The sequence below is a fragment of the Streptomyces sp. NBC_00028 genome, from assembly GCF_045041065.1.
In the GTDB taxonomy this organism is placed as follows: Bacteria; Actinomycetota; Actinomycetes; order Streptomycetales; family Streptomycetaceae; genus Streptomyces.
The window spans coordinates 156,799-182,294 of the sequence record NZ_CP108294.1 but is presented as its reverse complement, the minus strand read 5'-3'; the positions used below and the strand labels follow the sequence as shown (position 1 = coordinate 182,294).

At 71.2% G+C, this 25,496-nt stretch carries 20 protein-coding genes; 11 read left to right on the top strand and 9 right to left on the bottom strand.

Translation table 11 applies throughout. The features are described from left to right. Positions 1-19: 19 nt before the first annotated feature. Entirely contained in the window at positions 20-196 is a 177-nt protein-coding gene (locus OG885_RS44910) for a hypothetical protein (RefSeq protein WP_331729145.1), read from the top strand. A gap of 80 nt (positions 197-276) precedes the next feature. Here the strand turns inward: OG885_RS44910 and OG885_RS44905 are convergent, their stop codons facing one another. Then, a complete protein-coding gene (locus tag OG885_RS44905; protein WP_331729526.1) occupies positions 277-681 on the bottom strand; it encodes a cupin domain-containing protein in 405 nt (134 codons plus the stop codon). A 383-nt stretch (positions 682-1,064) separates the two neighbouring features. Here OG885_RS44905 and OG885_RS44900 point away from each other — a divergent pair, with 383 nt between their 5' ends. After that, positions 1,065-1,598, top strand: coding sequence for a sigma-70 family RNA polymerase sigma factor (locus OG885_RS44900; RefSeq protein WP_405743304.1), 534 nt, complete (start codon positions 1,065-1,067; stop codon positions 1,596-1,598). A 27-nt stretch (positions 1,599-1,625) separates the two neighbouring features. On the opposite strand, the gene OG885_RS44895 is transcribed toward OG885_RS44900, so the two are convergent. Further along, positions 1,626-3,749: a BTAD domain-containing putative transcriptional regulator gene (locus OG885_RS44895; protein ID WP_331729139.1), complete on the bottom strand. Its 2,124-nt coding sequence runs from the start codon at positions 3,747-3,749 to the stop codon at positions 1,626-1,628. A 378-nt stretch (positions 3,750-4,127) separates the two neighbouring features. On the opposite strand from OG885_RS44895, the gene OG885_RS44890 reads away from it, so the two are divergent. Next, positions 4,128-4,721 (top strand): hypothetical protein, encoded by a 594-nt coding sequence (locus tag OG885_RS44890; protein ID WP_405743363.1) that lies wholly within the window; start codon positions 4,128-4,130, stop codon positions 4,719-4,721. Positions 4,722-4,897: 176 nt separating this feature from the next. Next, positions 4,898-5,584, top strand: a complete 687-nt coding sequence (locus OG885_RS44885; RefSeq protein ID WP_331729133.1) for a hemerythrin domain-containing protein — start codon at positions 4,898-4,900, stop codon at positions 5,582-5,584. A gap of 21 nt (positions 5,585-5,605) precedes the next feature. Here OG885_RS44885 and OG885_RS44880 read toward each other — a convergent pair whose 3' ends face one another. From OG885_RS44880 to abc-f, 3 genes are all read right to left on the bottom strand, one after another. Continuing rightward, a complete protein-coding gene (locus OG885_RS44880) occupies positions 5,606-6,169 on the bottom strand; it encodes a CGNR zinc finger domain-containing protein (protein ID WP_331729130.1) in 564 nt (187 codons plus the stop codon). A 42-nt stretch (positions 6,170-6,211) separates the two neighbouring features. Further along, positions 6,212-7,813, bottom strand: coding sequence for an ABC-F family ATP-binding cassette domain-containing protein (locus OG885_RS44875; protein ID WP_331729127.1), 1,602 nt, complete (start codon positions 7,811-7,813; stop codon positions 6,212-6,214). Positions 7,814-7,893: 80 nt separating this feature from the next. After that, the gene (gene abc-f, locus OG885_RS44870; protein WP_331729124.1) at positions 7,894-9,528 is read right to left on the bottom strand and encodes a ribosomal protection-like ABC-F family protein; all 1,635 of its coding nucleotides are present in this window, start codon (positions 9,526-9,528) and stop codon (positions 7,894-7,896) included. A gap of 337 nt (positions 9,529-9,865) precedes the next feature. Here abc-f and OG885_RS44865 point away from each other — a divergent pair, with 337 nt between their 5' ends. The 5 genes from OG885_RS44865 (at position 9,866) to OG885_RS44845 (ending at position 14,032) form a co-directional block, all read left to right on the top strand. Further along, positions 9,866-10,582 (top strand): molybdopterin-dependent oxidoreductase, encoded by a 717-nt coding sequence (locus OG885_RS44865; protein ID WP_331729121.1) that lies wholly within the window; start codon positions 9,866-9,868, stop codon positions 10,580-10,582. Next, positions 10,536-11,198, top strand: coding sequence for a cytochrome b/b6 domain-containing protein (locus OG885_RS44860; protein WP_331729118.1), 663 nt, complete (start codon positions 10,536-10,538; stop codon positions 11,196-11,198). The genes OG885_RS44865 and OG885_RS44860 overlap by 47 nt, the downstream gene beginning before the upstream one ends. 83 nt (positions 11,199-11,281) lie before the next feature. After that, the gene (locus tag OG885_RS44855) at positions 11,282-12,862 is read left to right on the top strand and encodes a tannase/feruloyl esterase family alpha/beta hydrolase (protein WP_331729115.1); all 1,581 of its coding nucleotides are present in this window, start codon (positions 11,282-11,284) and stop codon (positions 12,860-12,862) included. 44 nt (positions 12,863-12,906) lie between these two features. Beyond that, positions 12,907-13,488, top strand: a complete 582-nt coding sequence (locus tag OG885_RS44850; protein ID WP_331729113.1) for a DUF308 domain-containing protein — start codon at positions 12,907-12,909, stop codon at positions 13,486-13,488. Between the two features lie 94 nt (positions 13,489-13,582). Then, positions 13,583-14,032, top strand: a complete 450-nt coding sequence (locus OG885_RS44845) for a nuclear transport factor 2 family protein (RefSeq protein ID WP_331729110.1) — start codon at positions 13,583-13,585, stop codon at positions 14,030-14,032. Here OG885_RS44845 and OG885_RS44840 read toward each other — a convergent pair. The 4 genes from OG885_RS44840 to OG885_RS44825 all read right to left on the bottom strand — a co-directional run bounded on the left by OG885_RS44840 (position 14,017) and on the right by OG885_RS44825 (position 18,826). Further along, entirely contained in the window at positions 14,017-15,249 is a 1,233-nt protein-coding gene (locus tag OG885_RS44840; RefSeq protein ID WP_331729107.1) for a cytochrome P450, read from the bottom strand. The two genes, OG885_RS44845 and OG885_RS44840, sit on opposite strands and share 16 nt — an antisense overlap. 139 nt (positions 15,250-15,388) lie before the next feature. After that, positions 15,389-16,249, bottom strand: a complete 861-nt coding sequence (locus OG885_RS44835; RefSeq protein ID WP_331729104.1) for a Bax inhibitor-1/YccA family protein — start codon at positions 16,247-16,249, stop codon at positions 15,389-15,391. Between the two features lie 134 nt (positions 16,250-16,383). Then, entirely contained in the window at positions 16,384-16,851 is a 468-nt protein-coding gene (locus OG885_RS44830; RefSeq protein ID WP_331729101.1) for an SsgA family sporulation/cell division regulator, read from the bottom strand. A gap of 277 nt (positions 16,852-17,128) precedes the next feature. Beyond that, on the bottom strand, positions 17,129-18,826 hold the full coding sequence (locus tag OG885_RS44825) for an amidohydrolase (protein ID WP_331729098.1): 1,698 nt from the start codon (positions 18,824-18,826) through the stop codon (positions 17,129-17,131). 430 nt (positions 18,827-19,256) lie between these two features. Here OG885_RS44825 and OG885_RS44820 point away from each other — a divergent pair, with 430 nt between their 5' ends. After that, complete coding sequence (locus OG885_RS44820) at positions 19,257-20,834, top strand: hypothetical protein (protein WP_331729096.1); 1,578 nt, start codon at positions 19,257-19,259, stop codon at positions 20,832-20,834. Then, entirely contained in the window at positions 20,831-25,432 is a 4,602-nt protein-coding gene (locus OG885_RS44815; protein ID WP_331729093.1) for an FtsK/SpoIIIE domain-containing protein, read from the top strand. The genes OG885_RS44820 and OG885_RS44815 overlap by 4 nt, the downstream gene beginning before the upstream one ends. The last annotated feature ends 64 nt before the right edge of the window (positions 25,433-25,496 follow it).

Below are 25,496 nucleotides of genomic sequence, written 5' to 3'. Positions count from 1 at the left end.
AAGAAACATGTGAACGGTTATGACACCGCTTGATGAGGACTTCACCGATCTGCTGCTCTCCAGCTATCTGCGCCTGGTGGGCGCACCACTGGGCCCGACCCGGAGTTCGTCGGCCTGCCGTCGCGGCTGTCGGCGCGACCGGACGGCCAGGAGGACCGGGACGCCTTCGTGCGCGGGGACGCCGGTGGACGGCTGAGGCGCGGTCGCGGGACCGTCGTACGGCGATGGGCCCGCCACGGTGGATGCCGTGACGGGCCCATCGTGTATGAGCGCGGGCTACTGGAAGTCGCAGCCCGGGTTGGGGGCGTCTTCGGAGAGCGGGGCGCCGTGCGGCAGGACGTACAGGACGTCGAGGACGACGTCGGTCCTGCCGAGGTTGCGGCCGATGTGCACGTGGTCCGCGCCGGACGGCTCGGTCAGGGGCTGGCCGGCCTTGTAGACACCGTCGGCCTGGCAGTCGGAGTCGAAGTGGCTGAGCGTGCCGTGCTGGACGAAGCCGTACAGGGTTCCGTCGTGGTAGTGCCAGCCTGTGCTCTGGCCTGCGGGGATGGTGATCTGACGGAGGATGTAGTCCGTGCCGCCGATGGTGGTCTGGGAGATGATCTTGCCGGTCACGCCCGGGCCGGCCGGGGTGGCGAACGCGGTGTTCGCACCGAGGGACAGACCGACGACGGCAGCCATGGTCACGCCCAGCCGCAGCAGGTTCTTACGCAATGTGGTCATACCTTTCAGATGGTTCCTCGGTGCGGCAGTCTCACATACATATCTCCCGGCGGTCAGGCGCACACATTGCATTTGGGTCAAGGCGGCACGACGGCGCGTGACATAGAACTCATGTGTGGCATTTGTTTGGAACCCGTAAGGGCGGGGAATCAGTCAAAGGCGCGGTAAAAGCGCTGCTGAGAAGGCATGCGCGCATCTCCGTTCGGGCATATGTGTTAACGGGTCACAGGTGCGGCAGCGGGACGACACAAACACAGCACTTTTCTGGCACCTACCGCTGCCTACAGTGCGATTGCGGGGGTTACATCCGGCCCCCGGTCGCCGCACCAAAGAGAACCAGGATGGTTCAGAACACTATGGCTACGCCCCTCACGGGTATGTCCCGGTCCGACCTGCTCGGCAGCATCATGAGGGAACACCGGGAAAGCCTTGTCTCGTACGCCGAGAAGATGCTCGGTGACCATGGACTCGCCGAGGACATCGTCCAGGAGACCATCATCCGGGCCTGGCGCAACATCGACCGTCTGCTCGGCATGGACGGGTCGGTCCGTGGCTGGCTCTTCACCGTGACCCGGCATCTGGTCATCGACTGGGTCCGCAAGCCTCATGCGCGCCGGGAGATCGCCGGAGTCACGTACAACGACCCCGTGGCGCGGACCGACGGCATCGAGGCGGTGCACGACACCTTGGTGGCAAGGCCCTTGCTGCAGCGGCTGTCCGCCGAGCACCGCGCGGTGCTGGTGCACATCTACCTGTGCGACCGCAGCATCCAGGAGACGGCCGGCATCCTCGGGGTCCCGGCCGGCACGGTCAAGAGCCGTCACCACAACGCCCTGCGCAAGCTGCGGGGGGTGGCGCGGCCGGAGGCCGCCTAGCCTTCCCGAACACGTCCTGGCCGAAGGCTAGGAGTTGTCGGGCTGGAAGCACATCTCCACGGCCGAGGTCAGGCGGCGGTGGAGGGTCTCGTCCCGGGGGTGGTTCTCGATGGAGCGGACGAGTTCCGGCAGCAGGTACTGCTCGGCGACGATCCACTCGGCCGCGTCCGCGCGTCCGTTGAACCGCTGAGGGCGGACGCCGGGACGCGGGGGCGGCAGGAGCACAGTGCCGCGATGGGGCGCGAGGTGTGCCGTGGCGGCGTCGGCGCTGTAGAGGTAGTGCTCGAACATCCTGGCCAGGGCCTCGGAGCGTGCGGTGGGGGAGTCGAGGACCGCACTGAGTTCTCTGGCGTAGGTACGGAGCAGTTCGTGGCAGGTGTAGCGGCCGGCGGTCAGTTCGACCAGCAGGTGATGGTCCATCAGCTCTGCCACGTCCTGCCGGGTCCTGCGCGGATCGGTGCCGGCCGTGCTGGCGGCGGCCGGCAGGGCGATGTCGCGCGAGGGATGCAGGCTCAGCAGCCGGAACAGCCGCGCGGCGCTGCTGCTCAGTGCCTCGTAGGAGCGGTGGAACGAGGCGCGGATGTCGGTGCGCTCGTCGTGGCAGGACAGGGCGTCGAGGCAGTCGTCGGCGTCCTGGAGCCTGGCCGCGAGCGACACCAGCGGAAACCTCGACTGCGCCAGGGTCCGGGCGCCGGTGACGGCCAGGGCCAGCGGCAGCCCGCCGCACAGTTCCACGATCTCCTCTGCTGTGGTGTGCTCGGCCCGGATCCGGTCGGTGCCCAGGCGCCGGTCGAGCAGTTCCAGGCCCTCCGCGCGCGTCATGGGCTGCAGCGTGATGATGCGGGCGTTGTCCGTCACCGCCAGACCCTCCAGCCGCCGTCGGCTCGTGACGACGGCGACACATCCGGGCGTGGCGGGGAGCAGGGGCCTCACCTGTTCGCAGTTCTCCGCGTCGTCCAGGACGAGGAGCAGTCGGCGTCCGCTGATGGCGCTTCGGTAGAGGGCGGCCAGTGCGGCGACGCCGGCGTGGGCACGGTCGTGCTCCACGCCCAGCGCGCCGAGGATCTCGCTGATGGCCTCGGCCGGGTCGAGCGGGGGCCGGGAGGGGTGGTGGCCCTGGAGGTCGATGTGGAGCTGCCCGTCGGGGAAGTGGTCGGCGACCAGGTGGGCCCAGTGCACGGCCAGCGTCGTCTTGCCGACTCCCGCCATGCCGCAGATGGCCGCGGTCATCTGCGGCGGGCGGCTTTCGCCCTCGATCGGCAGGAGCTCCAGGCACTGGCTCAGGGGCTCGCGGCGACCGGCGAAGGAGGTGCAGTCCGCGGGGAGTTGGGATGGACGGCCGGCCTGGGCGGGCGGGGGCGTGGGGGCGTCCGGGGTCCGGGAGGCTCGGCGCTGGAGCAGGTGCTGTTGGGCGGCGCGCAGTTCGGAGCCGGGTTCGACGCCCAGTTCCTCGGCGAGTGCGGTGCGGATGGTCTCGAACTGCCGTAGGGCCTCGGCCTGTCGGCCGGTGGCGGCCAGGGCCGCTATCACCCGGGCGTGGAGGGCCTCGTCGAAGGGGTGGCTGTCCAGAGCGTTGCGCAGCACGGTGAGGACCTCTTCGGTCAGCGCGGGCGCCGCGGTCAGGACGGTGTCGGCGGCTTCCTTCACCGTGGCGACGAACTCGTGTCCGACCGAGGTGAAGACCGGGTGCCGGGCCACCGAGGTGCCCGCCGCGACGACGGGGCCGCGCCACAGCCGCAGGGCTTCGACGAAGTCCTGCGCGGCTTCGGCGGGAGTGCCGCCGCGGAGTGCGAGCTGGGCCTTGGCGCGCAGGTCGCGGAAGCGCAGCAGATCCGAGCTCGAGGTGCCGACCAGGAGCCGGTACCCGTCGGCGGCGCGGATGAGGTGTTCGGCGTTGCTGCGGCTGCGCAGTTCGGGTTCGAGTGTTCTGCGCAGGGCGCCGATGTGTCGGTGCACCACGTTGACGGCGCTGGGGGGTGGTTCGTCGTCCCACAGGAGGTCGACCGCCTCGCTCAGTGTGAGCGGCCCGGGGGCGCGGAGCAGCAGCAGGGCGAGCAGGGCCAGGCGTTTCGGGGGGCCCACGTCGATCTCGGTGTCCCCGCGTACCGCCCGTACGGTGCCGAGGAGTGAGTAGCGCACTGTCGCGTCCATCTCGCGGCTGGCCTCGCTGTTTCTCCAGTGGTCTGCTGGTCGCCCATCCGGTCCGTCTTCACCGTGTCGGTGGGGGACTCACGCCCTCTCCGCGTGCGGGGCGTGTGGCCAAGACCGCGAAGTGTAGCCACGTTCCGTGACATGTGTGTGCGGCTGGAGGTGTCCCGGTGGGGTGACGTGTCGAGTCTGGCAGGGAGTGACAGTCGGCGGATCGGTCACGTGACTTGGCACCCTTCGAGGAAGTAACCGATTTAACTGGTGACGATGGTCTCGCAGGAGTGCGTCACCTGTCAAGGCGGTGACTCGGGTGAGGGTGGTCGAGGCCCGTGAACCTCGGGGTGGCTCACTCCGTTCCCTTCAGAGGAGGTGCCCTTGTACGTGCTGGTCCCCGACGACCCCGTGTTCTACGCGAAGTTCCAGAGCCTGGAGGAGCCGCTGCTGCGGCACCTCTACCGCCTGCACCATGCGGGCGCGGACTCGGACGACGAGCGGGTCATTGCGGACGCCTACGACAGCTGGGTGCAGGTCCTGCTCAAACTGCCGCTGTGGGCGCGCTGGCACACCGAGGACGCGCCCGCGGTCCCCGCTGCGGAAGAGCCGCCACCCCGCTACACCTTGTACAGCGTGTGCGGCGACGAGTTGACGAGCGTCTACCCGATCGAGGTGAGCGCGGCCGACCTCGGGCATCTGACAGCCTGTCTCGACCTGTTCGCCGGCGCCGGTACCGAGCCGCCCGACGGTGAGGAGCGCCTTGCCGATGTCTTTCGGCGTGTCATGGAGGTGCTGCTGTTGCCGCCCCCGTCGGGTCTGCTGAACATCCTGCGGTTCGTCGGGGAGCAGGGGAGCGCCGTGTCCGTGACCCTGCCGGCCGAGCACGAGCAGGAGTATCAGCGCTTCTGCGAGAAGGTCGTGACCATTCTCAGTTCGGGTGACACCTTCGCCTATCGCAGCCACCGAGCCATGTATCTCTGAGTGTCTCCTGGGTGTGTCACCGGAACAGTCGCTCTGCATGTCGGGGTGAACCTTTCCGATCCGCCGTCACGTTCTCCCCTTGGAAGGCTCCGCCGTCGAACACGCGGACGGGGGAGCCAGGACGTGACGCCCCTCGGGCCACCGGTGCGCTCACTCATGTGCAGAAGGGTTCACGGATGTCCGCCACGCAGGCGCCGGTCACGGACGGCGCCCGTCTCTTCGAGGAACTCCTCGTCCCTCTCACGGTCATGACCCGGGGCGCGGAGCTGGTCACGGCATCGTTCACCCGGCTGGCAGATGGTGCGGCCGTCGAAACGAGCACCCTGGTGACGACCGTGCGGTGGTTCGTCGACTTCGTGCGCCGGCACCGGCGCATCGAGGACGAGCTGCTGTGGCCGGTGCTGCGAACCCGGTGCCCCGAAGCGGCGCGCAGTCTCGATCTGTTGGACGAGGACGACGATGCGATGGCCGAGGGGCTCGACGCGCTGGAGAGCGTCATCGAACGGATCGCGGAGGAGCGCCGGGTCGGCGGATCGGTGAGCTGGGGCCACGCGATGAAGGAGGGGACGTTCGCGTCCCATCGGGTGAGGCACGCGTTGGCCGGGCACTCCGCCGTCGTACGGCCCCTGTTCACAGGGCTGCTCGCCAAACCCGGGGAAGAGGATCTCCAGGTGCTCCGCAAGGCGGCGGCCGAAGGTGTCTCGCGCAGTGAGCCGCACCTGACCTTCGGATTCCTGGAACACCCCGAGCCCGTTCCCGGCCGGGAACGGGTCTACGCGGGTTTTCCGCCGCCGGTGCGCTGGGCCAGGCCGGTGCTGATGAACCGGTTCCGCAGGACCCTCAAGGACCTTGCGGCCGACTGACTCCGGCGACCGGGCGAGAGGTCAGTGCGCGGCCGTGGCGGGCGCCGACTTCTTGCGGGCCCGGTACGCGGCGGCCTTGATCTTGTTGCCGCAGGACTCCATGCCGCACCACTGGCGCCGCATGCCCCGGGAGCGGTCGATGTAGACACGGGTGCACTCGGGGTTGCCGCACTCCTTCATCAGCGGCACGTCCGGGCCGCTGAGCAGCTCCACCGCCTGCCGGGCGACCGTCGCCAGCGCCTGCTCGGGCGTGGCCTCGGTGAGCCGCCCGGTCGCGGTCAGCTGGGGCGTGACCGGGGTCTTGCGCGCGGCGGCGTTGACCGCCGCGAGCGCCTCCTGGTCGAACTCCTCGCCGAGACGGCGATCGGTGACGAGCCGGTAGATGGCCTCGCGTACGGCCGTCGCCTCCCGTACGTCGTCGTCCTTGCCGTCGGTGATCGTGTCCACCAGGCCGGACTCCAGGTACCAGGCGTTCAGCCGGTCCGGCGTCACGAACATCTCGAACCGGGTCGAGCGCCGGGCCCGGAGGGTGGCCGCGAAGTCGAGGGCCGGGTGCCCGCATACGAAGACATGGTCAAGGTTCACATCACCATCTTGACAGGTGACTCCGCATGGAGGCAAGAAGCGTCACCGTTCCAAACGGTGCTCCCGTCCCTGCCAGCGTCGACGCAGCCAGCGGTCGTGGCTGGCCACGACGATCGCGCCGGGACCCGGGCCCAGCGCCGCCTCCAGTTCGTCGCACAGGGCGGGGGAGAGGTGGTTGGTGGGCTCGTCGAGCAGGAGCAGCTGGGGTGGGCGGGCCACCAGGAGGGCCAGGGCCAGCCTGCGGCGCTGGCCCACGGACAGCTGCCCGACCGGCTTGTCCAGGTCCGCCTCGTGCATCAGGCCGAGCGAGCCCAGAGGTACCTTCTCCGCCCGCCGCACGCCCAGCGTCTGCTCGTAGGTGTCGCGGACCGTGCGGTCGTACCGCTCGAAGGCCGTGTCCTGGGTGAGCATCCCCACCGTGAGCCTGCGTTGCCGGATCACCTCGCCCTCGGCCGGCAGGTGCCCGGCGAGTACGGCGAGCAGCGTCGACTTGCCCGTCCCGTTGCCGCCCGTGACCAGCAGCCGGTCGCTCGGCGCCACCTCCAGATCGGCCGGCGCGAGCCGCCCCGGCACCCGCACCTCGCTCAGCGACACCAGAGGCTGCGAGCCCTCCTCGCTGTGCGCCGCAAGCTCCCCGGCCGCGAACCGCAGCGGGCGGGGCGGCTCGGCGACCCGGGTGCGCTCCAGCTCCTCCAGGCGCCGGGTGGCGTTGCGGACCCGGCGGGAGATCTGGCTCTGCACCCGGCCCGCCCGGTGGCCGTACCCCATCTTCTCGTTGTCCGTGGGCCCCCGGTCCGGCGCCACCCGGTGCGCGGTCACCCCCGCGGACTCCCGCAGCGCCGCCAACTCCTCCTGCTCCTCGGCGAACCGCCGCTCCCAGCGCTCACGCTCGGCCCGCTTCTCCGCCAGATAGGCGGAGTAGTTGCCGCCGTAGCGGACCGGGCCGTCCACCGCCGGGTCGAGGTCGATCAGATCGGTGCAGACGGCGTCGAGGAACGCACGGTCGTGGCTGGCGACGACGACCGTGCCGGGCAGGGCGCGGAGCTGTTCCTCCAGGAAGGCGGCGGCGCTGTCGTCGAGGTGGTTGGTCGGCTCGTCGAGGAGCAGGGCGGAAGGGCGGCGTACGAGGAGGGCGGCCAGGGCGAGCCGGCCGCGCTGGCCGCCGGAGAGCGAGCCGAGGGTGCGGGTGTGGGCGAACGTGCCGAGGCCCAGGCCGGCCAGGACCAGGGCGGCTCGGCGGTCGGCGTCCCAGGACTCCCGGTGCTGGGCCTGCTCCAGGCGCCTGCCGTAGGCGTCGAGGAGCTCCTGGTCCTCCGGGGTCCGGGCCAGCTCTTCGCCGAGGCGGTCCAGTTCGGCGAGGTCCTCGCGGGCCTCGCGCAGCGCCTCGTCCAGGACCGTCGCGATCGTCGAGTAGGCGTCGTACGGCATCTCCTGGTGGAGGAAGCCCAGGTCGGCGGGGCGGGTGACGCTGCCCGCGTCGGGGGCGTCCAGGCCCGCGAGGAGGCGCAGGAGGGTGGACTTGCCGACACCGTTCTCGCCGATGAGGCCGATGCGGTGGCCGGGGGAGGCGGTCAGCGAGATGCCGTCGAGAACGCGGCGGTCGCCGAGGGTGCGGACGAGGTCGTAAGCGATCAGTGCGGACACAGGTGTTCCCAGGGGTGGGCGGTGGTCGGCCCGCCGGGCGCGGGGCGCCTCGGACGCGGGCCAGGGCACACGTCACCGGCTCACACCTCGGGCGCCCCCGTCTCCTTGAGCGTGCCGTCGGCCAGGCGCAGCCAGCGGTTCACACCGATCTCGGCGAGGAACCGTTCGTCGTGGCTGACCACCATGAAGGCGCCCTCATAGGAGTTGAGCGCGCTTTCCAGCTGGCCCGCGCTGACCAGGTCGAGGTTGTTGGTCGGTTCGTCGAGCAGGAGAAGGTGCGGGGCGGGTTCGGCGCACAGCACGCAGGCCAGGGTGGCGCGCAGGCGTTCGCCGCCGGACAGGACGCCGACCGGCAGGTGGGCGCGGGCGCCGCGGAAGAGGAAGCGGGCGAGGAGGTTCATGCGCTCCGCCTCGGGCCGTTCGGGGGCGAAGGCGGCGAAGTTCTCGGCGACCGTGCGGTCCAGGTCGAGCAGGTCCAGGCGCTGGGAGAGGTAGGCGATGCGGCCGTCGTTGCGCTTGATCTCGCCGCTGGCCGGGGTGAGTTCGCCGGTGATCAGGCGCATGAGGGTGGTCTTTCCGGCGCCGTTGGGGCCGGTGAGCGCGATGCGCTCGGGGCCGCGCACGGTCAGGTCGACGCCGCCGTCCGCGAACACCGGGCTGTCCCCGAGGCTGACCTGCATGCCCTCGCCGAGGAAGAGGTTGCGGCCCGCGGGGACCTGGGTGTCGGGCAGTTCCAGGGTGAGGCGCTGTTCGTCGCGCAGGGCGCGGCCGGCCTCGTCGAGACGGGACTTGGCCTCGCTGACCCGGGAGGCGTGCATCGTGCCGGACTTGCCCGCCGCCTCCTGGGCGCCGCGCTTCATGTTGCCCGCGAAGATCTTGGGCAGCCCGGCGTTCTTCAGGTTCTTGGAGGCGTTGCTCATGCGGCGCTCGGCGCGCTCGCGGGCCTGCTGCATCTCCCGCTTCTCGCGCTTGAGCTCCTGCTCGGCGTTGCGGACGTTCTTCTCGGCGACCTCCTGTTCGGCGCGCACAGCCTCTTCGTACTCGGTGAAGGTGCCGCCGTACAGGCGCAGTTCGTCGCTGCCGAGTTCGGCGATGCGGTCCATGCGGTCGAGCAGGGCGCGGTCGTGGCTGACCAGGAGGAGGGTGCCGGAGAAGTCCGACAGCACGTCGTAGAGCTTGTGGCGGGCCTGGAGGTCGAGGTTGTTGGTGGGTTCGTCGAGGAGCAGGACGTCGGGGCGCTTGAGCAGCTGCGCGGCGAGGCCGAGGGAGATGACCTGGCCGCCGCTGAGCGTGCTGAGGCTGCGGTCCAGGGTGAGGTCGGCCAGGCCCAGGCGGTCGAGCTGGGCGCGGGTGCGCTCCTCGATGTCCCAGTCGTCGCCGATGGTGGTGAAGTGCTCCTCGGCGACATCGCCGGACTCCACGGCGTCCAGGGCGCGGATGACCGCGGCGACGCCGAGGACCTCGGCGACCGTGAGATCGCCGGTCAGGGGGAGGCTCTGCGGGAGGTAGCCCAGGGTGCCGCCGACGGAGATCGAGCCGGTGGCGGGCTTGAGCTCACCGGCGATCAGCTTGAGCAGGGTGGACTTGCCGGAGCCGTTGGGGGCGACCAGGCCGGTGCGGCCGGGGGTCATGGAGAAGGACAGGTCCTGGAAGACGGGGGTGTCGTCGGGCCAGGCGAAGGAGAGGTTCGAGCAGACGATGGACGCGTCGGACATGGAATGACCTCGAGCGGCTTTGAGGGCGGAGAAGAGAGCTCTGCCCTGGGCAGACGTGGGAAAAGGGGTACGACGAGACGGACCACCTCGGCAGCGCTCCTGAGCGCCGGCCGGTGGCCGTCAGTACCGGGTCTCACCCGGAGATGTCGTCTTCACCCACCACGTCTGTGACTCCTCGATACACGGTCTACGTCGCTTCCAGCGTAGCAGCCGTCGATTCAAACGTTTGCGGTTGACAGCCCCGACACCCCCATGCCAGCATCGTCACCAGTTAAACCGGTGACGATGACTTACGAGACGTCGCCCGAGCTCACACGTGTCCGAAGGAGCGCACACCATGGCAGAAAAGCCGAAGCCGAGGACCGGCGGCGCACCCGTCGGCCGGCGGGCGATGCTGGGCATGCTCGGCGCGGGTGCGGCCGGGCTCGCCGCCGCGCCGTACCTCCAGCGGGGCTGGGAGGGGTTCCTCGCCAAGGCCTCCGAGGTCGACGCCACCGGCCTGACCGGGCTGCTGCCCAACCCGGGCGGCTTCCGGTACTACAGCGTCGTCGGCTCGGTGCCGCACAAGGACGCGACGAACTACGAGCTCACGGTCGGCGGACTCGTGGACCGGCCCAAGACCTACACGCTCGACGACCTGCGTGCGATGCCGCAGACCCGGGTCGTCCACGACGTGCTCTGCACCGATGGCTGGCGCGTGGACGACACCCCCTTCGAGGGCGTGAGGCTCGCGGACATCCTCGATGCCGCGGGCGTGCGCTCCCCGAGCGCGGCGGTCCGGTTCACCTGCTTCGACGGCGCGTACACCGAGAGCCTCACCCTCGAACAGGCCCGCCGCTCCGACGTGTTGGTGGCGCTGAACATGCAGGACAAGCCCATCACCCACGCGCACGGCGGCCCGGTCCGCCTCTATGTGGCGCCCATGTACTTCTACAAGTCGGCCAAGTGGCTGTCCGGTATCTCGGTCACCGACAAGGTCGTCCCCGGCTACTGGGAGGAGCGCGGATATGTGGTCGACGGCTGGCTCGACGGCGCCGACCGGGACGCGGCCTGAACCCGGCCGGGTCCGCCGCTTCACCACCGCCGAGCGCCTGGTCCACCGGGCCACCGGCTATCTGATGCTGCTGTGCCTGGTCACCGCCGCCTGTCTCTACATCGGGCCGCTGGCCCTGCTCGTCGGCCGACGGCACCTGATGGTCACCGTCCACGAGTGGTCCGGCATCTCCCTGCCCCTGCCCTTCCTTCTGGGGCTCCTCTCCCCCGCCTTCCGCGCCGACCTGCGCCGCCTGAACCGCTTCGCGGTGTACGACCGCCAGTGGCTGCGTGCCGTACGCAGGCGCCGTAAGTCACCGGAGGCCCGCCCGGCCGGCAAGTTCAACGCCGGCCAGAAGCTCTACGCGGGCTGGATTGCCGGAGCGGTGCTGGTGATGATGTTCACCGGCCTGCTGATGTGGTTCATGGGCCTGCTCCCCTTCATCTCCCGCACCAGCGCGATCTTCGTCCACGACATCCTGGCCTGGGCCATCACCTTCGTCCTGATCGGACACATGCGCAGGGCCTCCGAGGACCCCGAGGCACGGCTGGGCATGCGTACCGGATACGTAAGTCGGTCGTGGGCGGAGCGGTACCACTCACGGTGGTTGCGGGAAGAGCGAAAGACCGTCGAATGACTGTGGCCCTGCTGTGCGACGCACGGCCAGAGTGCACATGTGTCGCCGATCCGGCGCACACCTACTTCTTGGATGGATGACCCATGAGACGACTGCTGACTGTTCTCGCGGCCGGTGTGCCGCTCGCCGCGGCGGTGTACCTGCCGACCGCTTCGGCGGAGCCGCAGACCACCTCCACGCTCCTCAACTGCGCGGCACCCTCGGTGAAGGCCCCCACCGGCACCAAGGTGGAGTCCGTGACCGCGGTCAGCCGGCCTGGCGGCACCATCCAGGGCACCGGCGTCCTCCAGGGCACGGTCACCGACGTCCCGGCTTACTGCGAGGTCACCGTCACCCTCACCCACCCGGGCGCCGACGACCACGCCAAGGTGCGGACATGGCTGCCCGCCAGCGGCTGGAACGGCCGCTTCCAGGGGCTCGGCGGCGCCGCCTACCTGGCCGGTGACAACAACCCAGGCCTGGCCACCGCCGTGAAGAACGGCTACGCCGCCGTCACCACCGACGCCGGCGTCGGCGACGCCCTCGACACCAGCTGGGCGCTGAACAGCCAGGGCCAGGTCAACACCGCGCTGCTGAAGAACTTCGCCTCCCGCTCCCAGCACGAGGCATCGGTCGTCGGCAAGGAGGTCGTCGACGGGATCTACGGCAAGCGTCCCGCGTACTCCTACTTCAACGGCTGTTCCACCGGCGGCCGTCAGGGCTACATGGAGGCCCAGCGCTACCCCGACGACTACGACGGCATCCTCGCCAACGCGCCCGCCGTGAACTGGGACGAGTTCGAGGTCGCCACGCTGTGGCCGCAGGTGGTCATGAACAACGAGAAGACCCACCCGTCGTCATGTGAGTTCAACGCCTTCACCGCCGCCGCCGTCAAGGCCTGCGACACGCTCGACGGCGCCAAGGACGGCCTGGTCAACGACCCGTCCCGGTGCGACTTCGACCCGCGCCGACTGATCGGCACCAAGGTCGTGTGCGAGGGCAAGGAGCTGACCATCACGGCGGCCGACGCGGCCGTCGTACACAAGATCTGGGACGGTCCGCGCACCGCCTCGGGCAAGAAGCTCTGGTACGGCGTCCCGATCGGCGCCGACATCAACGCGCTGGCCGGAGCGGACCCGTTCCCGGTGCCCGCCGCCTGGACCAAGCTGTGGGTCGCCAAGGACCCCTCCCTCGACCTCTCGACGATCACCTACAGCCGGTTCACGGAGCTGTTCAAGCAGTCCCAGGCCGAGTACGACAAGGTCATCGGCACCGACGACCCGGACCTGTCGGCCTTCCGCAAGTCCGGCGGCAAGCTGCTGACCTGGCAGGGCGACGCCGACCAGTACATCCCCGCGCAGGGCACCGTGCAGTACCGCGAGCGGGTTGAGCGGGAGCTCGGCAGCGCCAAGAAGGTCGACGACTTCTACCGTCTCTTCCTCGCCCCGGGCACGGTCCACTGCGGCCTCAACAAGGGTGACGGCACCACCGACGATCTCGGTGCGCTGACCGCCTGGGTCGAGCACGGCAAGGCGCCCAAGACGCTGCCCGCGACCCTGATCAACGCCGACGGCCAGAGCGTCGACCGCGACCTCTGCAACTACCCGCGAGTGTCCCAGTACCGGGGCTACGGCGACACGGCCGACGCCGCCAGCTTCAAGTGCGTCCTCCCCTCCCGGCGCTGACCGGCCCGACCCCGAACCCCTGACCTGAGAGAGGCCGAACCACCATGAGCACCCAGACATCGACGCCGACGGTCACAGGCGAACGCGACTCCCTGCTGCGGCTGTACCTCGGCCGCGGTGTCCTGGCCGTGGCCTGGGCGCTGGCCTTCGCCAAGGCTCACGAGGACCTCGACGCCGTGGCGATCACCCTGCTCGTCGTCTACCCGCTGATCGACGCGGTGTCCTCGCTGATCGACTACCGGGCCACCCCGAACGGCTCCGAGCGCCGGGTCACCGCGTTCAACGGCGTGCTCAGCACCCTGGCCGCCCTCGCGATCGGCATCGCCGGCGCCGGTGACGAGGCGTCCGTGCTCCATGTGTTCGGCGCCTGGGCCATCGTCTCCGGTGCCGCCCAGGTGATCGTCGGAATACGTCGGCGCGGCCCCGAACTGGGCAAGCAGTGGCCGACGCTGATCTCGGGCGGACTGTCGTTCCTCGTCGGCATCACCTACAACATCCAGGCCGCGGGCGACAACCCGTCGCTCGACGTCCTGTCGGTGTACGCGACGGGTGGCGGGGTGTGGTTCATCCTCCAGGCCCTGCTGCTGGGCTGGAAGTCCCGCCAGCTGCGCACCCGGACCGTGTGACCCGCTCACACCCCACCATTCGACCCGCGGCCCCTCCGGACCGCGGGTCGAAGCGTTGCCCGACCACACCCGACCGGACAGGTATTTTCACGCCATGAGCACGACTGCGGACATCACACCCATCACCAACCTGATCGCCTCATACGCGGAGCTGGTCGACACCGGAGACTTCGCCGGCGTCGGTGAACTCTTCGCCGACGCCGTGTTCATCGGCAGCGGCGCACCCGTCCCTGGCCGGGACGGTGGGGTGGCGAAGATGCTCAGGGACAGCGTGATCCTCTACGAGGACGGCACGCCCCGCACCCAGCACGTCACGAGCAACATCGCCGTCGACCTCGACGAGGAGGCGGGCACGGCCGCCGCGCGCTCGTACGTCACGGTGTTCCAGGCCCTGCCCGACTTCCCGCTCCAGCCGGTGGCCGCGGGCCGCTACAGCGACCGCTTCGAGCGGGCGGACGGGCGCTGGCGGTTCACCGAGCGCCGGGTCCTGATCCATCTGGTGGGTGACGTCAGCCGCCATCTGCGTGCTCAGCCGACGCGGTAGCGCACCGGCAGGGCCAGCACCCCGCGGATGATGCCGGAACCGATCCACTCCAACTTGTCCGCCGGTACCGCGAGTTGGAGCTCGGGGAGGCGAGCGAGCAGGACACGCAGGGCGATGGTCGCCTCCAGGCGGGCCAGCGGGGCGCCGAGGCAGTAGTGGATGCCGTGGCCGAAGGCCAGGTGCCGGGCAGCCGGGCGGGTCACGTCGAGTACGGCGGGGTCGGCGTCCTCGGCCTGCGGGGCGTCGCGTCCGGCGGCGCCGAGGGCGACGACGACCATGCTGCCCCGGGGGATCGGCACCCCGGCGAGTTCGAGGTCGTCGGCCGCGTAGCGGCTGGTGGAGCGCTCGACGGAGGGGTCGTAGCGCAGGAACTCCTCCACCGCGCTGGGCATCAGCTCGGGGTGTTCGCGCAACGTCCGCATCTGGTCGGGGTGTTGGAGCAGGGCCAGGACGGCGTTGCCGAGCAGGTTCACGGTGCTCTCGTGGCCGGCGACGACCAGCATCAGTGCCGTGCCGACCAGTTCCTCCTCGGAGAGCCGGCCGTCCTCCTCGTCGCGTACGGCGACCAGGGCGGACAGCAGATCGTCCTCGGGGCTGCGGCGTTTGTCCGCGAGGAGGCCGGCCAGCAGGCCGTGCAGGCCGGTCAGTGCCGTGCGGTGTTCGGGGGAGGCCACCCGGAGGGCCAGGCTCGACCAGCGGCGGAACTCCGGGCGGTGCTCGTCGGGGATGCCGAGGAGGTCGGCGATGACCGTGGCGGGGAGGGGGGAGTTGAAAGCCTCCACGAGGTCCATCTCACCCGTAGGCGGCAGTGCGTCGACCAGGTCGTGGGCGATCTGCTCGATGCGCGGGGCCAGTTCGGCCGTACGGCGTGGGGTGAAGGCCGCCGAGGCCAGGCGGCGCAGCCGGGTGTGCTCGGGCGGGTCGGCCTCCATCATCTGGGCGCCGAGCCCTACGGAGGGTTTGTTGAGTACGTAACCTGCGGCGGCCAGGGCCTTGGCGGCGGGGGTGGCGTCCTTGAGGAGGGCGGGGTGGGTGAGTGCCTCGCGGGCCAGGTCGTGGCCGACGACCACCCAGCCCTTGAGGCCGAGGTGGAACTCGGCCGGGTGGAGGGGGCCGAGCTCGCGCAGGCGGGCGTAGCGCGCGGGGGCGTCCGCCTTGAAGGCGGGGTCGATGACGACCCTCGCGGCCTGGTGGGGGCACTGCTCGTCAAGGCTCATGCGGTGTCTCTCCCGTTGCGGCGGTCGGTCGTCACCAGGAGAACGATCGGGGTTCCGGGCGGGTTCGACCAGTGCGCCCGCGCGCGGACATGCCGAAGGGGCACGCGCCGCCGCGCGTGCCCCTTCCCTTGGGGAGCGTTCAGTTGTCGCCGTTGAAGAGGGACAGCACGCGCAGCACCTCCAGGTAGATCCACACCAGGGTGGTGGTGAGGCCGAAGGCTGCCAGCCATGCCTCCTCGCGCGGGGCGCCGTACGTGACGGCGTCCTCGACCTGCTTGAAGTCCAGGGCCAGGAAGGCCGCGCCGAGCACGATGCCGACGAGGCCGAAGGCGATGCCGAGGCCGCCGCTGTGGAAGCCGAGGCCGTCACCGGCGCCGAAGGCGGAGAAGAGCAGGTCGGCGAAGAGGAGCAGGACGAAGCCGGTCGCGGCGGCGCCGACGAAGCCGGCGAACCGCTGGGTCACCCGTATCCAGCGCATCCGGTAGGCGATGAGTACACCCGCGGACACCGCGAAGGTGCCGAGGACTGCTTGTACGACGACGCCGGGTGCGATGTAGGTGGACACCGTGTTGGACAGCACGCCCAGGAAGACGCCCTCGAAGGCGGCGTATCCGAGGATCAGCGCCGGGGCCGGGGTGCGCTTGAAGGACTGGATCATCGCCAGGACGAAGGCGACGAGGGCGGCACCGACGGCCAGGCCGTAGGAGCGGCCGACGTTCGCCTCGTCGACGGGGAGCAGGAGCCAGGACAGGACGGCTGTCAGGACCACGGTGCCGAGCGTCGTCGCGGTGCGGACGACGACGTCGTCCATGGTGACGGCGGTCGAGTCGGCCCGGGGCGAGCCGTCGGTGACCGGGGCGTAGGGGTTGGTCAGGTGGTCGTGGTCGTCCGCCGGGTGGCCGCCGACCGTGGCGCCCACCGGACGGCCCGCGGGCGCGGCTGTCCGGCCGGCCGCGCGGTCGCCGCCCCAGCGGGACAGGAACGGGTTGCTGGTCCTCACTTCGGTCCTCCTCTTGTGCCGCACACGTGCGGCCTTCGGCGCAGGGGTGTCGGCGGGACGGAAACCCTGTGCGTCACCACTCTGACAGGTGACGCGAAGGGAGGCAAGTCATCCCTCCGGGGCTCCGACGGCGGTCATTCGGGAGACGCTCCCGGGCCTTCGAGCAGCTCCCGCAGGAAGCCGTCCCAGTCCAGACCGTCCATCTCGGCCTCGGCCGGGATGATCCGGTAGGTCGCGTCGAGCCACGCCGCCAACGGTGGGATGGGCACCTCGAACAGGGCGTTCACCTCCTCCGACTCGAACAGCAGCCAGGACGAGGGCCGTTCCCCGGGCGCCATCGGCCACATCCGCACGTCGCCGGAACCGCTCATCGCCGTCAGACCGCGATGGAGCAGCTCACGGCCGAGGCGCCAGACGAGCGCCGGTCCGCGCTCCGACATGAACTCGACCGTGATCACCGCAGGCAGGTCCGGGTCGAAACGCAGGACAGCGACGACCGGCTGCCGGGTGAACTCGTCGAGCATCTGGTCGAGATCCAGGTGCAGCGCGGGCACGAGCTCGGGCGCCGAACGCGCCCGCAGGGGTGACTGATCACGGTGCATGACAGGAGTTCCCCTCCGAGGGACGAAGTGTGTGTTCACCACTCTTCGCCCGGCACGGCGGCGGCACATCGGTCAGTTGACGACATGTCCTGCGGACGGCGCGAGTCTTGACCTAAGTCACCTAGGGTCTGTCCGGCGGATCAAGTCGCAGGAAAGCCGCGGCTCGTCATGTGGCCCCGCGTCTGCGGCATGATGCGCCGGACTGGCCCTAGACCTCCGCCCGCGGTCGCGGGGGCGATACGACCACGGGCGGAGGGGTGTGCGGGGTGTGGTGCCGTCAGGTCACCGGCGCGAGGGCGGGGCCCGTGCCGCCCAGCTGCTCGGTGGACACGACCGGCGGCACCGGCCAGGTCACGCCCTTCGGCGGCCAGGACTGGCCGGTCGCCTTGAGGAACTCGGCCGGCGGCTCGTACAGCGGAGGCTGGTTGCCGTCGGGGATCATCGAGGCCCACTCGACGCCCTCGGTACGGTCCGCGAACTCCTGCTTCATCGCGTCCAGCAGGTCGGGCTGCTCGATCAGGTCTATCGCGCCCGCCGCCAGATAGCGGGCGGCCGACAGCAGCGCCTGGTGGCCGATGTTGGTGGCCGCCGTCGCGGTGGCGCCCCAGTTGTGGTTCGGGATGCCGGGTGGGTACGCGGCGGACAGCAGGACGGCGGTCGGCGCCTGCCAGCTGATGTCGGCGGTGTCGGTGGCCAGACCACCGGTGTAGGCCGCGGCCGGGGGAGCGAGCGGGGTCAGCTCGGTCGGCATGCCCGCTTCGGGCTTGCCCAGCGACTTCTGCACCGCCTTGGCGAGGGCGTGGTCGGCGTCGGTGAACTTCGGAGCGCCGATCTGCCTCATGTTGTCGTTGAGTAGCTCTGCACCGGCCTTGTTGGCGAGCAGATTCCAGGTCGCGGAGTGGAACTTGTGCACCAGGCGGGTCTGGCTGGCCTGCGCGGCGGCCTTGCCGCACTCCACGATCTTGTCGAACAGCACCTTGGCGCGCGCCGGGCTGCCCTCGCGGACGAAGAACCAGATGGAGCACATGTCCGGGGTCACGTTCGGGGCGCCGCCCCCGTTGATGATCGCGTAGTGGAAGCGGCCGGACGGGGCGACGTTCTTCTCCCGCAGGTACTCCGACATCGTCGCCATCAGCAGGGCGCCGTCCAGTCCGCTCTTGTTGCCGAGCGGGGTGCCGCCGTGGCCGGAGGCGCCGAGGAAGGTGAACGTGGCCGATATCAGCGCGCTGGTGGTGTTCCAGAACGGCACCGTGATGTTGAAGGGGTGCCAGTCCAGGAAGGCGTCGAGGCCGTCGTAGACGCCCGCCTTGACTGCGTACGCCTTGCCGACGAGCTGCTCCTCGCCCGCGCTGCCGAACAGTTTGACGGTGGCCTTCAGTCCGTTGGTGCGGATCGCCCGGGCGACCGCGATGGCGGCGGCGGTGCCGCCCGCGCCGAGGGCGTTGTGGGCGTCTCCGTGGCCCGCGCCGTACGTGGGGCCGTAGGCGTCGTAGTGGTAGACCAGCGGGTCGTGGGTGCCGACGCCCTTCTTCTGCGACAGGCCGGGCAGGGCGTCGTACTCGGCGTTGAAGCCGATGACAGGACCCTCGGTGCCGTACGTGGCGACGAACGCGGTCGGGAAACCGCCCGCGCCCCAGGTGACCGTGAAGCCGTTGTCCTGGAGTAACTTCGCGTGCGCGAGGGAGGACTTCCACTCGCGCAGGGACAGTTCCGCGTGCTGCCAGACCTCGTCGCTGAGCTTGGTGATCGCGCCCTCCTCGGCCGCGATCCAGTCCAGGGCGGTCTGCTTGGCCGCGGTGTTCCGCGCCAGCCCCTTGGGGGCCCGGTAGGTGGCGGGGGAGACCCCGGTCTTCTCGTCGTACCCGAGGGTCGCCGCGAGTACCGGATCGGCCTGGAGGATGGCTGCCGTGCTCGCGGTGGCGCCCAGGCCGAACATCTTCAGCAGGCGTCTGCGGCCGGGATGGAAGTCGTTCACGTCGGTCTCGCCCTCGGTGAGTGTGGGTGTGGGTGGGTGATCATGAGATGTCGCCGAAGAGCATATGTGTCTGCCGTCGGTTCGTCCTGGCCGACGGGTGAGTGTGAACCATTCGCGGCCCGATTCCGTTGTTCCGTTCAGATGCCCTTCTCACGGCTGAGGTGTGAGGGGCACAGCGGCCGTCCCGGACCCCCCGCCGGGCCGGCCGCGCCTGCGTCCGCCTCGGCGCGTGCAGGTGACATGTTTCCGCTTAGACTCGTTGACGACAGCGGCGGAAGATCGGCCGCGGTCACACCTGTGCGGCCGGGGGCGGCCATGCGGCGGGGTGAGCCCACGCCTGGTAGATGTGTCGTAGCCCTTCGGACATCCGGTCGCTCTCCGGTCGGCGACATATCGAGGGGTTCTCGTGCACATCCATCAGGCGGGTCCGATGGAAGTCTGGACAACGGCGGCTCAGGCCGACCGGACGCTCGCTCTCTCCTGGGACTCGGGTGTCAGTGCCGTGGTCCTCGCGCTGGCCGAACTCCTGCTGCTGGTATGGCTGTTGGGGCGCTGGCTGGTGCGCAGGCAGGGCGGCCGACGCCGGGCCTGGCGCCGACTGGCCCGGCAGGTCCGCCTGACCCGCCAGGCCTTCTCCGAGCCGGTACGCGAGTTCCTGCGCTTCCGCGCCGCCGTACGACGCCTCACCCGGCTGCTGTCGTCCGACGGACCCGTGACGGTCGCCCGGCACGCCCTCGACGGCGTCGACGCCGCCGTCCGCCCCACCGCGCCCCAGGCCTTCGCCTTCGCGGTCGCGGTCCGGCCCGCTACCCGGCGCAGCGACGGCGAGGTGGCCGTGTCCGTGGCGGGCCGGGGCCTGCCACAGCCCCGGGATCCGTGGGAGAGCGACGACGATCCGCTGCTCTGGTACGCCTCCGCGGTCGACGCCGAGCGCCTTCCACTGCCGGCAGCGGAGGAGTCAGGGGAGACACCGGACGCAGAGGCCGGCGACGGGCCGCCGTCCGGCACCGACCGGGTGCTCGTGCCGCTCGGACTGAGCGGCGACGGCGTGGTCTTCCTCGACCTCATGCGCGGGCCCCGCATCCTCAACGCCTACGGCGAACGCCGGGCGATCCGCGCTTTCGTCCAGGCCGTCGCGGCCTATCTTGACCTGCCGGGCGGCCCGGCCGACGTGATTGTGGCGCGCGGAGTGCATCCCCGCTTCGACGGTCCCGACCTGGACGAGTTGCTGGACTCGCTCGTGTACCTGATGTCCGACCGCACTCGGCCGGTGGTCGTGGTGTGTGCGGCGCCGGACGACGAACAGGCGGCACGGCTGGCCGAGTTGGCCGGTGCCGGGCCGCTGTGCGCGGTGGTGGTCGGGCCGGTCTCCGTCCATCGCTGGGAGATCCGGGTCAATTCGCGCGGTCGTACCGAGACACCTGGTCTCGGCATCGAGACCGACGCCGCGCCCCTCGGTCCGGCGGTCGCCCGTGCTGCCCGGAGGGGAGGGACGCGTAGGGCCCGTACCGGGGGGCCGGGCGGTGGCGCCGGCCGACCGCCGGGTGGTGCGGTCCCGTCGGCGAGTGGCGCTGTGCGGTCAAGGTCCGCCGGTCCGCGGGTTCCTGCCGGGTCCGGGCCTTCCGCCGGTCCGCGGCACCCTGCCGAGTCACCACCTCTGGCCGGCCCAGGTGCTCCTGTCGGCGGCCCGGATTCGCGCCGTCCCGTGCTGGAGCCCGTCGGGCGTGGTGCCCGGCCAGGGCTGTCTCTGCCCGCAGAGCCCACCGCCACCTCCTCCGCCCGCACCACACCCGTCACCGCCTCCTCCACCACCGCCGCCTCCGCCATCCCCCTCCGCACCACCGCGTCCACCTCCGCGGAACCCGTGGCTCCCGCCATCCGCGACCTGTTCGCCGAGCCGGAGATCAGCGGGGTCTCAGCGGCCGGAGCCGGAGCCGGAGCCGGCACCGGCACCGGTGACCCCGAGCCCTTCGAGAACCCCCGAGCCGAAAGGCGCAACGAGTCGTGAAGTTCCTCGTCACCACCGTCGACGACCAGACGCGGGAGCAACGCGACTTCCTTGTCAACGCGGCCGCCGCCACCCCCGTCCGCAGGCTCGCCGCGCAGCTCTCCGCAGCGCAGCGAGTCGCCGCGCCCGAGGAGGCGGAGCCGGACACGGCTGCCTCCGAGCAGGACATCCCGCTCTACCTCGGCGACCGGCTGCTCGACCCCGATCTGGTTCTGGCCTCCTCCGGCATCCGGGACGGCAGCACCCTCGGCCTGGGTCGGCCGGTCGCCGACGCCGCCTCGGCCTACGGCCCCGCCCGCGACGCGATGCCCACGCCCAGGGCGCCCGGGTCCGCCCCCGTGGTCGAGATCCAGGTCATCGGCGGCCCGGACGCGGGGCAGGTGTACCAACTCGGCATCGGTACCCATCTGATCGGGCCCCGCGCCGGCAGCTCCGTGCCGCTGACCGGCAGGGGAGTGCCCGAGGAGGGGCTGCGGCTGGCAGTACGTCCGGACGGAACGGTCCTCGCCGTGCTGCCCGAGGACGACGGCCAGGTCCGGCTGTCGCTCCCCGAGGCGCCGCCGCCGCGACCGCGTGCGGACGTGGTGGCACTGCCGCCCGAACCCGACCCCGGCCCCGAGGAGCACGAGGACGACGGGCTGCCGCGCGGGTGGACGCCCTGGGAACTGGACGGCGAACTCGTCCTCGGAGAGCACCTGTTGCGCGCCGCCCGGCCCACCCTGGCCGACGCCGCCCTGGTGGCCTCACCGAACGCAAGCCTCGACTTCAACCGGCCGCCGCGCCTGCTGCCCCCGCTCCAGCCGGAGACCTTCCGGCTGCCCGGCCCGCCCGAGCCTCCCAAGCGCCGGGGCCTGCCCTTCCTGGTGATCATCGCGCCCATGTTCATGGGCGTGGCCATGGTGTGGTTCTTCCACTCCGTCCTCTACCTGATGTTCATGGTGCTCAGCCCGGTCCTGGGCGTCGGCAACTGGATCAGCGGGCGGCGCAGCGGCCGTAAGGAGTATCTGGAGGGCGTCGCCAACTACCGCCTGCGCCGCACCTCGTTGGAGGCGGACGTACGGGACAGGGTGGACCACGAACGGCGGGTGCGCGTCGCCTCCGCGCCGGACCCGGCGGTCGTCGGACTGATGGCCGTAGGACCCGGCGCCCGGCTGTGGGAGCGTCGGCCGTCCGACCCCGACAACCTCGTGCTGCGGATCGGCACCACCCAGCAGCAGTCGCTGCTCCAGATCGACGACGGCTCCCGCGAGGAGAACCACCGCACCGCGCACTGGCAGATCCCCGACATGCCCATCGGAGTGGACCTCGCGGGCAGCCAGGTCGTCGGTGTCGCCGGGCCCGAACAACCCGCCCGCGCACTGGCCCGCTGGGCGGTGGCGCAGGCGGCCGTCCTGCACAGCCCGCGCGACCTGAAGATCTGTGTGCTCACCGACACCAAGGCCGCCGACGCCTGGGAGTGGGCCCGCTGGCTGCCGCACGCCCGCTCCGGACTGTCCGCCTCCCAGGACAACGCCCCCGTCATCCTGCTCGGCAACGACCCCGAGACCGTCGCCAACCGGGTCACCGAACTGATCAACGTCATCCGCAACCGCAACCAGGCGCAGCAGGCCACGATGCGCGGCGCGCTGCTCAGCGAGCCCGACGTGTTCGTCGTCCTGGACGGGGCGCGGGAACTGCGGGACGTCCCCGGAATGGTGCAGGTCCTCAAGGAGGGGCCGCTGCGCGGCATCCACCTGCTGTGCCTGGACCGGGAGGAGCGCATGCTGCCGGAGGAGGCCAGCGCCGTGGTGTCCATCGCCGCGGACACTCTCACGTTGCGCCGCACCGGCCTGCCCGACATCACCGGCATCCGCCCGGACTACGTCACCGCCGAGTGGGCCGAACGCCTGGCCCGCGGCATCGCCCCGGTGCACGACGTCACCCCGGACGCGGGCGGCGGACTGCCCGCCAGCGTCTCGCTGCTCGACCTGCTGGATCTGGAGCCCCCGACCGCCCAGGAGGTCACCGAGCGCTGGAACCGCCGAGCGGCCTCCACCACCGCGCTCGTCGGCCAGGGCTTCGACCGGCCGGTCGCCTTCGACCTGGTCAAGGACGGCCCGCACGCGCTGATCGCCGGGACCACCGGCTCCGGCAAGTCCGAGTTCCTGCAGACCTTCGTCGCCTCACTGGCCACCGTCAACCGCCCCGACGAACTCACCTTCGTGCTGGTCGACTACAAGGGCGGCAGTGCCTTCAAGGACTGTGTGCGGCTACCGCACACCCTGGGCATGGTCACCGACCTCGACAGCCACCTCGTGCAGCGCGCGCTCGCCTCGCTGACGGCCGAACTGATGCGCCGCGAGCACATGCTGGCCGCCGTCGGCGCGAAGGACCACCCCGAGTACCGGGCCCTGCGCCGACGCGACCCGAGCCTGCCGCCGATGCCCCGACTGCTGCTCGTCATCGACGAGTTCGCCACCCTCGCCCGGGAGATCCCCGACTTCATCCCCGGCCTCGTCGGCATCGCCCAGCGCGGCCGCTCCCTCGGCCTGCACATGGTGCTGGCCACCCAGCGGCCCGCCGGTGTCGTCACCAGCGACATCCGCGCCAACACCAACCTGCGGATCTCGCTGCGCGTCACCGACGCCGTCGAGAGCAGCGACGTCCTGGATGTCCCGGACGCGGCGAGCATCTCGGCGGCCACACCGGGGCGTGCCCTGGTGCGCACCGGGCACCGGTCGGCGATGAGCTTCCAGACCGCCTACGTGGGGGCCGCGCGGCCGCAGGACGGTCGCACTGAGGAGCAGGCGGCCGAACTCCCCGACGACGACACCGGGTTGTGGATGACCCCGCTCTCCTGGCAGGGCCTCGGCCGTCCCGTGGACGCGCCCGAGGACGCCGAGGACGAGTTCGCCCTTCTCGACGACGAGGAGGGGCCGACCGACCTGATGGCGCTGGTCGACGCGCTGGTGGAGGCGGCACAGGCGGCCGGCCACCAGCCGCAGCCCAGCCCCTGGCTGCCGCCGCTCGCCGACACCCTGACCCTGTCGGACCTGCCCGAACCGGCGGCTCCCGGCGCCGACGGACGACTCGTCCCGGCCGCCTGGGCCCGCGAGGACCTGCCCCGGCTCCAGGCGCAGCCACCCGTCTTCCTCGACCCGAACACCTTCTCCCACCTGTACGTCCTGGGCATGCCCCGTTCGGGCCGCTCGCAGACGCTGCGCACCATCGCCAGCGCCCTGGCCCGGGCCAACTCCTGCGCGGACCTGCACTTCTACGCCATCGACGCGGGTGGCGGCGCCCTGTCGGCGCTTGAGGCCCTGCCGCACACCGGTGCCGTGGTGCCGCGCACGGACCTGGAACGGATGGGCCGCCTCCTCAACCGGCTCACGGCCGAACTCGCCCGCCGCCAGGAGCTGATGACCGCCCACTCGGCCGGCAACGTCACCGAGCTCCGGGCGGCCCTGCCGCCCCATCAGCGCCCGCCGCACCTGATGCTGCTCATCGACGGCTGGGACACACTCAGCGCGCTCGTCGGCGAGATCGAGGACGGCCGCATGATCAACCAGGTCGGAACGCTGCTGCGGGAGGGCGCCGCGGCCGGCGTGCACGTCGTCGCCACCTCCGAACGGGCGCTGATGGCCGGACGGATCGCCGCGCTGAACGACAACAAGCTGCTGCTGCGCCTGAACGACGTCGGCGACTACACCATGAACGGCATCCCCCGCGAACAGATCCCCTCCGTGATCCCGGCCGGCCGCGCCTTCCGCACCGACACCGGCGGCGAGCTCCAGGTCGCCTTGCTGCCGGGCGGCCACAGCGGCCCCGAACAGGCCGAGGCCCTACGGCGGATCGGCACCGAGGCGGCCGCCCGGGACCTGGGCGTACCCGCCTCGGCACGCCCCTTCCGTATCGAGTCGCTCCCGGCGACGATCACGTTCCAGCAGGCGTACGAGCGGGTCGGCGCCGTCCCTCGCGGGCCGCTGATGGCGATGCAGGGGCTCGGCGGCGACGACGTGGCGCCCGTGTGGGTGGACTTCTCGGGTACGGCCTCGACGTACACGATCGTCGGCCCGCCCGGGTCCGGCCGCAGCACCGCGCTGCTGTCCCTCGCGGCGTCCCTGCTGCGCTCCGGCACCGGCGTGGTGGCCATCACTCCGCGCGAGTCGCCGCTGCGTGGGCTGGAGCGCCATGCCAAGGCGGTGGTGCTGCCGTCGGCGACGCCGAGCGAGGAGGATCTGCGGGCGGCGCTGGCGGCGGCCGGTGACGCCGTGGTCGTCATGGTGGACGACGCCGACCTGATGTCCATGTCGCCGGTGGACACCATGCTGCGGGACATCTCCTCCTCGGGCCGGGACCGCTCCGTCGGCCTGGCCGTCGCCGGTCCCGCCGAGGCGCTGGTGTCCCCCCTCAGCCCGTGGCTCGGCCAGGTGCGGCGCTCACGCAAGGGCCTGCTGCTGTCCCCGCAGACCATCAGTGAGGGCGACATCCTCGGGCTGCGGCTGCCGCACAACGTGATCCGGGTGAACCGTGTTCCGGGGCGGGCGTTCACCGTCGACGAGGCGGGGGCCCTGATGACGGTCCTGGTCCCGGAGACGGGGGCGGCGGACGCGGGCTGAGCGAGAACGCCGGAAGGGGGGCGCCGCGCTGAGCGGCGCCCCCCTTCCGGCTGCATGGTCAGGT